Source organism: Amycolatopsis sp. NPDC003861, from assembly GCF_053605405.1.
On record NZ_JBSGJD010000262.1, the window covers coordinates 1 to 13221 of the forward strand.

Here is a 13221-nt window from a genome sequence, read left to right on the forward strand (position 1 = left end):
ACGAGGGTGTGCAGGCCGAGCAGCAGGGAGTCGCCGTCGAGGTTCCACAGGTGGACGACCCGGTCCAGGCGGGTGCCGCCGCGCTTGAGGTCGCGCAGCAGTTGCAGCAGGTCGTCGACGTCGCCGGGGCGGACGGTGGCGTCCGGGCCCGGCCGGTACCCCGCGCCCGGCCGGACCACGGTCACCGGGTCGCCGGTGCGGCGGATCCCGTCGAGGACGTCCTCGGCGAGGCCGGGGCGGGCGAACACCAGCCAGGACGCGGGCTGCGGCGCGACGGGCGCGGCCGAGGTCTGGCGCCAGGTGGGCAGGTTGATCCACTGCTCCTCGGGCAGCAGCGGGATCCGGTCGAACTCCTCCAGAGGACCCTCGGCGGGCGTCTCCACCCGGGCCGTCCCGGTGGCCGGCTTCGCCTCGATCCAGTAGCGCTGGCGCTGGAAGGGGTAGGTCGGCAGCGGCACGCGGCCCGGGGCGGTGCCGCGGTAGACCGGCGTCGCCGGGCCGCGGCCGTGGTAGGCCGACCAGTCGAGGTGCGCGCCGAGCAGCCACAGCCGGGCCAGGCCGTCGGTGAGCACCTCGTCGGCCGGACGCGGGTCGTCCGCGGCGGGAAGCGTGGCGGTGATCAGCGGCCAGCGGCTTGCCGGGCTGAGTCCGCGCAGCAGGGCGCCGAGGGACGGCCCGGGGCCGATCTCGACGACGGCCACGTGCTCGTCGGCCAGCAGCTCGGTGGCCGCGTCGGCGAACCGGACGGTCTCGCACATGTGCCGCGCCCAGTAGCCGGGGTCGGTGACCAGCTCGGCGGTCGCGTGCTGCCCGGTGACGTTGGACAGATAAGGCAGCTCGGGTGCAGTGAGCGTGACGTTCGCGGCGATCCACGCGGTCAGCTCGGCCGCGGCCGGCGTCAGCATCCGCGAGTGGAACGCGTGGCTGGTGCGCAGCGGGCGGCACGGGACGTCCGCGGCCCGCAGGTCCTGCGCGAGCCGCTCGACCGCCGCGCTCTCCCCGGCGACCACGACCAGCTCGGGACCGTTCACCGCGGCGAGGTCGAGGCCCGCGAGGTCGAACCGGGCTTGCAGTTGGGTGCCCGACAGCGGCACGGCGGCCATCGACCCGCCCGGGAGCGCGGCGATCAGCTCCGCGCGCTTGGCGACCAGCGCCAGGGCGTCTTCGAGCGAGAGCACCCCGGCCAGGCAGGCGGCGACGTACTCGCCGAGGCTGTAGCCGAGCATCGCGGCGGGCCGCAGTCCCCAGTCCATGAGCGTCCGGGCCAGGGCGTAGTCGACCGCGAACATGAGCGGCTGGGCCAGTTCGGTCTGCTGGAGCCGTGCGGCGCGCGGGTCTTCGTCGCCGCCCCGGCCGAGCAGCGCGGCCAGGCTCGGGCCGCCGCCCCGCTCGCCGGTGACGAGGTCACCGTCGAGGTGCACGAGGCAGTCGTCGAGGTGGGCGCGGAACACCGGCTCGCGCCGGTACAGCTCGCCCACCAGACCCGGGTACTGCTCGCCGACGCCGGCGAAGAGGAATGCCACCGGCCGGTCCTGCACCGGCTCGACGCGGGTCGCGGGCGCGGCCAGCGCGGTGACCGCACTGTCCACATCGGATGCCACGGCGGCCCGCCGGTGTTCGAACGTCTTGCGGCCTTCCTGGAGCGTGAAGGCGACGTCGGCGAGCCGGGCATCCGGGGTGCCGGCGAGGTGCTCGCCGAGCCGGCGGGCCGCCGTGTCGGCCGCGTCGGCGGTGCGGGCCGAGACCGGCAGCACCTGGTAACGGCGTTCGGTGTCCGGGTCGCCCGGCGGCGGCGCGGGCCGGTCGGGCGGCTGTTCGACGACGACGTGCACGTTGGTGCCTCCCATGCCCAGCGAGTTGAGCCCGGCGATCCGGGGACGGCCGCCGCCGGTGTTCCACGGCGCGAGCTCGGCCGCCACCCGGAACGGGCTGTGCTCGAAGTCGATTTCGGGGTTCGGCGCGGTGTAGTGCAGCGTCGGCGGGATCAGGCCCTCGCGGACGACCAGCGACGCCTTGATCAGCCCGGCCGTGCCCGCGGCCCGGTCGAGGTGCCCGACGTTCGGCTTCACCGAGCCGAGGGCGCAGTACTGCTTCTCGGCGGTGTCCCCGAACGCCCGGGTCAGCGCGGCGACCTCGATCGGGTCGCCCAGCTCGGTCGCGGTGCCGTGGGCCTCGACGTACCCGACGTCCTCGGCGGCGACCCGCGCGTCGGCCATGGCGTCGGCGATCACCCGCGACTGCCCGCCCACGCTGGGAGCGGTGTAGCCGACCTTGAGGGCGCCGTCGTTGTTCATCGCCGAGCCGCGGATCACCGACCAGATGTGGTCGCCGTCGCGCAGGGCCGCGCCGAGCTTCTTGAGCACGACGACGGTGGCGCCGTCGCCGAACATGCTGCCGTGCGCCTGGGCGTCGAAGGTGCGGACGTGCCCGTCCGGCGACTCCTGGCCGCCGGGGGAGTGCAGGTGCCCGATCCGGTCGGGCACGCGCACCGAGACGCCGCCCGCGAGGGCCATCTCGCAGTCGCCGGCCCGCAGGCTGCGCATCGCCGTGTGCACCGCGACCAGCGACGTCGAGCAGAACGTCTGGACCGCCATGCTCGGGCCGCGCAGGTCGAACAGGTAGGACACGGTGGTGGTGAGCGCGTCCTTGTCGTTGCCCATCACCAGCTCGTAGATGCTGGCGTCGGCGTCGGAGGTGAACTGGCCGGCGATGCCGAGCAGGTACGTCGAGAGGTTGCAGCCGCCGAAGACGCCCACCCGGCCGCGTTCGCCGGGCCGCGCGTACCCGGCCTGTTCGAGGGCTTCCCAGCAGACCTCGAGGAAGAGGCGCTGCTGGGGGTCGGTCAGGGCGGCCATGCGCGGGCTGAGGCCGAAGAAGGCGGCGTCGAACCCGGTGACGTCGTCGAGCACCGGCCGCGCCGGCACGTAGGCCGGGTCGCGGACCTGCGCCGGGTCGACCCCGGCGGCGATGAGCTCGTCGGGGCTGAAGAAGGTGATCGACTCGACACCGTCGCAGAGGTTGCGCCAGAACTCGTCGATCGTGCCGGCGCCGGGGAACCGGCCGGCCATGCCGACGATGGCGATGTGCCGGTCGAGCTCGTCGTCGTCGGGATCGGCTTCCCGGACCGGCGAGGCGGTGACCGGTGCCGGTGCCTGGTCGTCGAGGGTGGCGGCGAGGGCCTGGACGGTGGGCAGTTCGAAGAGCGTGACGGTGGGGACGGCGACGCCGAAGCGCTCCTTGACCAGGGCGAGCATCTGCAGGGCGAGCAGTGAGTTGCCGTTGAGGTCGAAGAAGTTGTCCCGGGTGCCGACGGGCTCGACGCCGAGCACGGCCGACCAGACTTCGGCGAGCCCGCGTTCGGTGGCGGTCATCGGCGGGGTGTAGGGCTGGGGCAGGTCGGGCCGCGGGAACCGGTCGGCGGCGATGGCCCGGGCCGGTTTCGCCGCGCCGGGGAGCCGCTCGTCGAGCCCGCCGGCGGCGACGATGACGGCCGGCCCGGCGTGCGCGGTGAGCCGGTCGAACGCGGTCAGCGCCTGGGCGCGGGTCATGGCGTGCTTGGCCATGGACGCGCCGAGCCGGGCGTCCAGGCGTTCCAGGGTGCCGGGCCAGGTGTCCCAGGCGGCGGCGACCCAGCCGGGCCGGCCGTGGGCCTCGGCGAGCAGCGCGGCGTTGGCGGCGGCGTAGCTGCCGAAGGTGACGCCGCCGAGCAGGGCCGAGGTGGAGGAGAAGAGGAGTGTCCACTCGGGACGGTCCGCTTCCGGCAGCGCGTCGAGGGCCGCGGCCAGTACCCGGGCCCCGCCGACCTTGGCGGCGAAGTGCCGGGCGATCACCGGTTCGTCCAGTTCGGACAGAGGACGGAACCCGGCGGGATCGGAGTCCGCGGCGGCGTGGACGATCCCGTCGAACTTCTCGGTGAGCAGGCTTTCGAGCGCGGCCGGATCGCTGACGTCCACGCTCGGGGTGTGGACCTCGGCGCCGAGGGCCCGCAGCCGGGCCACGGCGGCGTCGGTGCCCCCGCTGCGGCTGGCGAGAACCAGGCGGCGCGCGCCACGGGTGGCGAGGTGCTCGGCGACGGTGAGCCCGACCCCGCCGAGGCCGCCGGTGATGAGGTAGCTGCCGCCGTCCCGGATGACGGGTGCCGCGCCGGGTTCGACGGGCCGGTAGCCGGGAACGAGCCGCTGGTCGCCCCGGTAGGCGACGAGGGGAGCGCCGGGCGCCCGCAGTTCGGCGGCGAGCACGGCGGCGGCTTCGGCGGGGGTGTGGGCCGCGTCGAGGTCGACGGTCCCGGCATCGAGGTTGAGGTACTCCTGGTTGGCGACGACCGGCAGGACGGCCACGGCCGCCTGCGCGGGCCGCACCCGGCCGGAGCCGGCCCCGGCGGCGTGTCCGGCGGCGGCTGGCGGCGTGGCCGCGGTGGCTTGTGCGGGGTTCGGCCCGGCGGCGTGTCCGGCGGCGGCTGGCGGCGTGGCCGCGGTGGCTTGAGCCGGGCTCGGTCCGCCGGCTTCGGCGGCGTGTCCGGCGGCGCCCGCCAGCGCCCCGGCCGCCTGGCCCGCGCGGGTCGCCACCAGCACCCGGACCGCACGCGACCCGTCACCCGCCGCCGCGGCCAGGGTGCGGGACACCGCGTGCACCGCGGCCACGTCGTCGTCCACGTCGAGGACCGACAGGTCGACCACCGTGTCCGCCTCGGCGGGCTCGACCACGTCGCCGAGCAGGGCGGTCAGCGCCGCGGCCACCCCGCCCGTGTCCGGCAGGATCGCCACCCGGCCCGCCGCCCCGGCCGCCGGGGCCGGCGACGGGCGCCACGAGGGCGTCAGGAGCTGCACGTGCTCGTCCGGCTCCGCGGCGAGCTGCGGCACCGAAGGCACGACCGTTCCCGGCGCGTCGATCCAGTACCGCGAGCGCTGGAACGGGTACCCCGGCAGGCCTACCCGCCGGGCCTCGCGGCCGCCGCGGACGCCCGTCCAGTCGAGGTCCACCCCGGCCAGCCACAGCCGGCCGGCCGCTTCGGCCAGGGCGACCGAAGCCGACGCCGGGTCGTCCGCGCCCGGCAGCGTCGGGATCACCGACGCCCAGCGCGCTGGGGCGCACGCCCGGTGGCCGCGCACCATCGCGCCCAGCGAGCGGCCCGGGCCGAGCTCCAGGAGCACCGTGTCCTCGTCGGCCAGCAGCGTGGCGAGGGCGTCGTCGAACCGGACCGGCGCGCACATGTGCTCGGCCCAGTACCCCGGTTCGGGCGCCTCGGTGACCAGCTCGCCGGTCACGTTGGAGACATACGGGATCGTGGGCGCGGACAGCGTCACGTGGGCCGTGACCCACGCGGTCAGCTCGTCGCGCAGCGAGGCGAGCTGCCGGGAGTGGAAGGCGTGCGTGGTCGCCAGGGGCCGGCACGGCACCTCACCCAGCGACTCCCGCAAGGCGGCGATGGCCTCGGACGTCCCGGACACGACGGTCAGCTGCGGCCCGTTCACCGCCGCGATGTCGAGGTCCAGACCGGCGATCCGGGCCCGCACGTCGTCGGCCGGCAGCGGCACGGCGGCCATCGCCCCGCCGGGGAGCGCGGCGATCAGCTTCGCGCGGTGCGCCACCAGCGCGAGGGCGTCCTGCAGCGAGAGCACCCCGGCCAGGCACGCGGCCACGTACTCCCCGAGGCTGTACCCGACCAGGACACTCGGCGAGACGCCCCACGAGCGCACCAGCTGCGCCAGCGCGTACTCGACGGCGAACAGCGCCGGGTGCAGCACCTCCGTGCGGTCGCCCGCACGCGACCCGCCCTCGGTGCGGCCGAGCAACGCGGCCAGCCCGCCCGAGCCTTCGCGCGAGCCGAGCATCTCGTCCAGCACCGGCGAATCCAGCAGCGCACGGCAGCGGTCCAGCTCGGCCCGGAACACCGGCGCCGTCTCGTATAGCTCGGCGGCCAGGCCCGGGTACTGCTCGCCGGTGCCCGCGATGAGGAACCCGACGCGGCGGCCGGTCCCGGCGTCGCTCGACGCCGACACGGCTCCTTCGCGGAGCGCCTGCGCCGCTTCGGAAGGCGAGCCGGCCACCAGCATCCGCCGGTGCCCGAACGTCGTGCGTCCACTTTGGAGGGTGTGGGCGACGTCGGCGAGCGCGTCGCCGGAGGTCGCCAGGTGGGCGGCGAGGTTCGCGGTGGCCGCGTCCGCGGCGGCGGCCGAGCGGGCCGACCACACGAGCAGCTCCGGGCCGGCCGCTGTCGTCGGAGCCGGCAGCGGCGCCTCCTCCAGCACGACGTGGGCGTTCGTGCCGCCGATGCCGAACGCGCTGACGCCGGCGCGGCGCGGGGTGTCCGTGCGCGGCCACGGCGTGCGCCCGGTGACCACGGTCAGCTCCGCGTCACCCGCGGTGAGCTGCGGGTTCGGCGTGCCGAGGTTGCGCGTCGGCGGGATCTCCTCGTGGTGCAGGGACAGCGCCGCCTTGATCAGGTTGGTCACGCCGGCGGCGCGGTCGAGGTGCCCGACGTTCGTCTTCACCGAGCCGATCCGCAGCGACTGGCCCGCGAAGACCTGCTGCAGCGCGGCGATCTCGGCCGCGTCCCCCAGGGCGGTGCCGGTGCCGTGGGCCTCGACGTACCCGATGTCGGACGGCTCCAGCCCGGCCGCGGCCAGCGCCTCGGCGATCACCGTGGCCTGGCCTTCGACGCCGGGGGCGGTGAAGCCGACCTTGCGGCCGGCGTCGTTGTTGACCGCCCAGCCGCGCAGCACCGCGTACACCCGGTCGCCGTCGGCGAGCGCGTCTTCGAGCCGGCGCAGCGCGACCACGCCGACGCCGCCGCCGAGCGGGGCGCCCAGGCCCGCGGCGTCGAACGCGCGGCACTCGCCGTCCGGCGGTGCGATGCCGCCCTGCTGGTAGAGGTAGCCGACGCGGTGCGGCACGCCGATCGACACGCCGCCGGCCAGGGCGACGTCGCATTCGAAGTTCGCCAGGCTGCTCGCCGCGACGCACACCGCGACCAGCGACGTCGAGCAGGCGCTCTGGATGCTGAACGCGGGCCCGGACAGGCCGAGCGTGTGCGACACCCGGGTGGCCAGGGTGTCCTTGTCGTTGCCGAGGGCGATGGCGATCTCGCCCATTTCCCCGGCCGCGTTCGCCGGGGTGAGGTTGTGGGTCAGGTAGGTGCTCCACGCGCAGCCGGCGAACACGCCGATCGCGCCGTCGAAGCGCGCCGGGTCGCAGGCCGCGTCCTCCAGGGCGTGCTGGCTGTGCTCCAGGAAGAGCCGGTGCTGCGGGTCGAGGATCTGGGCTTCCTTCGGGTTGATCCCGAAGAAGCCCGCGTCGAAGTCCTCGACCCCGCGCACGACGGCGCCCGCCTTGACGTAGGCCGGGTCGCCGAGCCGGTCGGCGGGGACGCCCGCGGCCAGGAGCTCTTCGTCGGTGAAGCGGGTGATGCCGGAGCGGCCCGCGCGGATGGTCTCCCAGAGCGCGCCGACGTCGTCGGCGCCCGGGAAGCGGCCGGCCATGCCGACGACGGCGATGTCCGCGGGCGAGATGCTGGTGTCGGTCACGGTGTCCCTCATTTCCGGGTGCCGGCCAGGCGGCGGCGCCGGCCCCGCGCGGATCCGGTGGTCGCCGCCCGCGGGGCGGGCGAGTCGGTGTCGGTCAGTGCGGCGGCGAACGCGGCCACGGTGGGGTGGCCGAAGAGGACGGCGGGGGCGATCGGCAAGCCGAGGCGCTTTTCCAGCGCCGCCACCATGGCCATGCCGACCAGCGAGTTGCCGCCGAGGTCGAAGAACGGGTCGTGCACGCCCACCGCGTCGATGCCCAGGAACTCGCCCCAAACACCGGCGATGTCGGTCTCGAGCTCGCCGCGCGGGGCGGCGTACTCGGTCCGCAGCGGTGGCCGCGGATAACGTGCTTTCGGCGTCGGCGCGGCGTCCAGGAGCCCGCCGAGGTCGTTGAGCTCGGCCAGCTCGCGGCGGGCCGAGGGCAGGTCCTGGCGCAGCGCGACGACCGTGCCGCGGAAACCGTGGCCGGCGAGCCGGTCGAGCACCGCGCAGCCGGCTTCGGCGCTGAAGCCGTAGCGGCGGCGGTAGGCGAGGCGGGCTTCCCCGGTGGCCTCGTCGGCCCAGGAGTCGTGCTGCCAGTGTCCCCAGGCGACGGTCACCACCTGGGTGTCCGCTGTGGACAGTGCAGCGCCGTGGGCGTCGAGGACGCTGTTGGCCGCGCAGTAGTCGGCTTCGCCGATGCCGCCGACGACCGTGACGATCGAGGAGAACAGGACCAGGCGCCGGGGCCGGGCGGCCAGGAGCGGGCGGACCGCGTGGACCTTCGGGGCGAGCGTGCGGTGCAGGTCCTCGGCGGTGCGGCGCTGCGTGAGCCCGCCGCCCGGCAGGCCGGCGGCGTGCACGACCGAGTCGAGCTCGCCGAACCGCAGCTTGGCCTCGACCAGGGCTTCGGCCAGCTGTTCCGGGACGCCGGTGTCGGCCTTGAGCACCAGCACCTCGGCGGGCTCCAGCGCCGCGAGGTCGGCGGCGTCGGCGTCGCCGGTGCGGCTGATCAGGGCGAGCCGGCGGGCGCCGTGGCCGACGAGGTGCTTGGCCACGATCATGCCGAGCCCGCGGGTGCCGCCGGTGATCACGTGCGTGCCGCCCCAGTCCGGCGGGCCGTCGCCGAGCGTGATCTCGGTGTACTCCTGCAGGCGGCGGCGCCCGCCCCGCCAGCCGGCGAGCACCGGCTCCCCGGCGGCATCGTCGGTCCAGGGGCGGGCCAGCTCCTCGAGCAGGCACTCGGCCGGGGTGCCGGGTTCGACGTCGACCCCCCGCCACCGCAGGCCCGGGTACTCGGCCCGGACGCCGCGGCCGAACCCGTGCACCGCGGCGGCGTCCGGGTCGGTCAGGTCGCCGCCGGTGATCTCGGCCGCGCCGGTGGTGACGGTGAGCAGCCGGACGTCGTGGCCGTCGAGGGCCTGGACCGTCCGGAGGAGGTCGTCGAACCCACCGTCGTGGACGACTTGCAGGGGCTGGGGGAGTGCTTTCGGGTCGGTGCCGACGGTCATCCCTGCTGCCGCGGCCAGCGTGGCGAGTGCGTGGTTCGTGGTGATCAGCGAACCCCGCGGCGTGACCGTGGGGCGGGTGGGGTCGAGGCGCCACACCGGGGTGTAGAGCCGGCCGGCTTCGGAGGCGGGCCCGGCTTGGGTGCGGGTCGCCGGGGGCCAGAACTTCGTGCGCTGGAAGGGATAGCCGGGCAGGCTGACGGTGCGGCCGCCGTGGTGGCGGGTCGTGATGGCGACGCCGAGCTCCCACAGCCGGGCGAGGGTCTCCAGCAGCGCGACGCCTTCGGCGGGGCGGTCCTCGACGGGCCAGGGCGCGGGCAGGGTGCCGAGCACGGCGGGGCGGGCGGCGCCGGTCTGGTTCTGGCGGACCAGGCCGCCGAGCGTCTGGCCCGGGCCGAGCTCGACGTAGGCGTCGACGTCCTGCCCGGCGCAGTGCCGGACGCCGTCGGCGAACCGCACCGGGCGGCAGAGGTGACCGGCCCAGTACTGCGGGTCGACGGCTTCGGCGTCGGTGAGCACGGTGCCGGTCGCGTTCGAGACGATCGGGATCCGCGGCGCCTGCCGGGGCACGGACGCGACCAGCTCGGCGAGCTCGTCGCGGGCGGGCTCCAGCAGGGTGGAGTGGAACGGGTGCGCCGAGCGCAGCGTGCGGGCGGCGAGCCCGGCGGCTTTCAGGTGCGCGGCCGCGGCTTCGACGTCTTCCGGCGATCCACTGAGGACGGTCATCTGGGGGCCGTTCAGCGCGGCGACGTCGACCCGCATGGGAGACAGCGCTTCGGCGATCTGGCTCGCCGACGCGGCCACGGCGAGCATCCGCCCGGCCGGAGCACGCCCGATCAGCCGAGCCCGCCCGGTCACGACGTGCAGGGCGTCGGCGAGGGTGAAGACCCCGGCGAGACAGGCGGCGACGTACTCGCCGAGGCTGTAGCCGACGAGCAGGTCCGGCCGGACACCCCGATCGGCGAGCAGCTGGGCGAGCGCGTACTCGACGGTGAAGAGCAGCGGGTGCGCGACCTCGGCGCGGTCGAGGAGGTCATCGCCCTGGCCGGCGCCGAAGAACGACTTCTCGACGGCGCGCGGTTCGGCGAAGAAGGCACCCTTGAGGTCGACCGCGCACCGGTCGGCGGCGATGGCACAGCATGCGTCGACGGCGGCGGCGAACACGGGCTCGTCCCGGTAGAGCTGGGTGGCCAGGCCGCGGTACTGGTCGCCGACGCCGGGGAGCAGGAAGGCGACCTTCGGGGCGCCGGGCTTGCGGTGGACGCCGGGGGCCTGGGCGGCGGCGGTGAGCTGCCGGACGGCGTCGTCGAGGCCGGTGGCCACGACGGCCCGCCGGTGGTCCAGGTGGGCCCGGCCTTCGCGCAGGGTGTGGGCGAGGTCGGCCAGGGACACGTCGGTGCTCTCCCCGAGCCGCGTGAGCTGCGCGCTCAGCGCGGCCGCCGAGGCCGCCGAAACCGGGAGCAGCTCGGCAATCGGCGGCGCCGCGGACGGTCGTGAGTGGAAAGGCGGGTTAGAACCCTCTTTTTCACTCACGACCGGCTGCGGCGGTGCGGCCTCCAGGACCAGGTGGGCGTTCGTGCCGGACCAGCCGAACGAGCTCACCCCCGCCACCGCCGGGCGGCCGCGGTCCGGCAGCGGCGCCAGCCCCGTGGACGGCGTCACCGCCGAGTTCGCCAGCACCTGCTCCGCCGGGTCGTCCATGTGCAGGTTCGGCGGCACCTCACCGTTCTCCAGCACCAGCACCGTCTTGATCAGCCCGGCGATGCCCGCCGCGGTGTGGGTGTGGCCGATGTTGGTCTTCACCGCCCCGACCGTGAGCGGCCGGTCCGCCGGTCGCCCGCCGAACACGTCGCCGAGCGCACCCAGCTCGATCTCGTCGCCCAGCGGCGTGCCCGAGCCGTGGGCCTCCAGGAAGTCGACGTCGCCCGGCTCGGCCGCCGCGTCGGACAGGGCGCGGCGGATCACGTCGACCTGGGCACCGCGGTTGGGGGCGGTCAGGCCGTTGCTGCGGCCGTCCTGGTTCACCGCCGACCCGCGGATCACCGCGCGGATGCGGTGGCCGTCGCGCAGCGCGTCCGACAGGCGGGCCAGCACGACCATGCCGCCGCCCTCGCCCATCATGTAGCCGTCCGCGCTCGTGTCGAACGTGTGGCAGCGGTCGGTCGGCGACAGCAGCGCGTTGCGGCTGCTGTAGACGTACAGGAACGGGTGCAGCGCCAGGAAACCGCCACCGGCGAGGGCGTAGTCGCACTCGCCCGCCCGCAGCGCGCGAGCCGCGAGGTGCACCGCCACCAGCGTCGACGAGCACGCCGTGTCCAGCGAGAACGCCGGCCCGCGCAGGTCGAAGTGGTAGGCCAGCCGCCCGGCGACGACGCTGGCGAGGCTGCCCTGGCCCATGTACGGGTCGGCGTAGACGCCGGTGCCTTCGCGCTCCGCCTCGACCTGGCCGTACTGGAATGCGTCGGAGAACCCGAGCAGCACGCCGGTGCGGCTGCCCCGCAACCGCGGCGCCGGGGTGCCCGCGTCGTCCATCGCCTCCCACGCCAGCTCCATCAGCAGCCGCTGCTGGGGGTCCATCCGCAGCGCTTCCTGCGGGGCGTAGCCGAAGAACCCGGCGTCCCAGCCGTCCACTTCGGACAGGAAGGCGCCGCGGCGCCGGACGCCGGGCACGTGGTCGAACCGGCCGTCCGGGACGTCGCCGACTTCGGCGGCCCGGCCCTCGCGCAGCAGCTTCCAGTACGAGTCGACGTCGGGAGCGCCGGGGAACCGGCAGGACATGCCGATCACGGCGATGGGCTCGCTCTCGCGGGCCTCGTACTCGGCCAGCCGGCGGCGCGCGCCCGCGAGCTCGACCGTCGCCCGCTTCAGGTAGTCGCGAAGCTTGTCTTCGCCGGTCATAACCGAACCCCTATCCGTTCGCAAAAGGTCAGCGCTTGTCGATGAAGGCGAAGAGCTCGTCGTCCGTGGCGAGGTCGAGCGCGGGTTCCGCGCCGAGCCCGGCCAGGGCCTCCCGCAGGACCTCCACCAGCCGGACGCGCTCCTCGGTGTCTGCGCCCGGCAGGACTTCGCCGAGGGCCTCGCGCAGCCGCTGCGCGGGGTCCGGCGGGGGCGGGAGCAGCTCACCGAGCAGGTGCGCGGCCAGCAGCTCGACGGTCGGGTGGTTGAACAGCAGCGACGCGGGCAGCCGCAGCCCGGTGCCGGCGCCGATGCGGTTGCGCAGCTCCACCGACGTCAGCGAGTCGATCCCCAGTTCGCTGAACGGCTTCGCCACCTCGACCGACGCCGGCGACCGGTGCCCGAGCGCCGTGGCGACCTCCGTGCGGACGAAGCCGGTCACCGTCGCGGCCGCGGTTTCCCGGTCCAGCCCGGCGAGCTGCCCGGCCAGTCCGGCCGCCACCGGAGCGGCCGCGACCGCGCGGCGCACCGGCACGAGACTCCGCAGGACGGCGGGAACCTCGTCGGCCGCCCGCAGCGCCGCGGTGTCCCAAGCGGACGCCACGACCGTGCCCGACAGCCCGAGTGCGGCGTCGAACGCGGCGAGCCCCTGCGCCTCGGTGATCGGCCGGACGCCGGTGAGGCGCAAGCGGTCCGTCGAGGTCATCGCGGCGGTCATGCCGGTTGCCGTGTCCCACAGGCCCCACGCGATCGACACGCCCGGCAGCTCGCGGGCCGCCCGGTACTCCGCCAGCGCGTCGAGCGAGGCGTTCGCGGCGGCGTAGTTCGCCTGCCCGCGGTTGCCGAGCACCCCGGCGACCGAGGAGAACAGCACGAACGCGGCGAGCGGCTGGTCTTCGGTGAGCTCGTGCAGCAGCCAGGCGGCGTCGCGCTTCGGCCGCAGCACGGTGTCCAGCTGCGCTCGCGTGAGCCCGGTGATGGTCGAGTCGTCGAGGACGCCGGCCGCGTGCACCACCCCGGTGAGCGTCTCGCCGGCCAGGAGCACCGACAGAGCGGCCCGGTCGGCGACATCGGCGGCCACCACCCGGACGCGGGCGTCCAGGCCGGCCAGCCGGGCCGGGACGTCGCCGCCGCGGCGCGAGACCAGCAGCAGGTCCCGGACGCCGTGCGTGGTCACCAGCCGCTCGGCGACCAGGGCGCCGAGCCCGCCCGTGCCGCCGGTCACCAGGACCGTGCCGCCGCCGAAGTCCACAGTGGACGGCTCGGCGGTGTGCCGCGCCAGGCGAGGCACGAGGACCGCGCCGTCGCGCACGGCG

Annotated in this window: 3 protein-coding genes; all 3 read right to left on the reverse strand. The window is 75.6% G+C overall.

Annotated features, from left to right (window positions below):
- Positions 1 to 7523, reverse strand: a 7523-nt coding sequence (locus ACWEVN_RS40220; protein WP_452054781.1) for an SDR family NAD(P)-dependent oxidoreductase, incomplete at its 3' end; no start/stop codon positions are given.
- 8 nt (positions 7524 to 7531) lie between these two features.
- Positions 7532 to 11908: a type I polyketide synthase gene (locus tag ACWEVN_RS40225; RefSeq protein ID WP_452054782.1), complete on the reverse strand. Its 4377-nt coding sequence runs from the start codon at positions 11906 to 11908 to the stop codon at positions 7532 to 7534.
- A 28-nt stretch (positions 11909 to 11936) separates the two neighbouring features.
- Positions 11937 to 13221, reverse strand: a 1285-nt coding sequence (locus ACWEVN_RS40230) for a beta-ketoacyl reductase (RefSeq protein ID WP_452054783.1), incomplete at its 5' end; no start/stop codon positions are given.

Bases quoted from the DNA above. Each gene is read 5' to 3' on its own strand.
- ACWEVN_RS40225 (WP_452054782.1), bottom strand. From the start codon at position 11,908: ATGACCGGCGAAGACAAGCTTCGCGACTACCTGAAGCGGGCGACGGTC.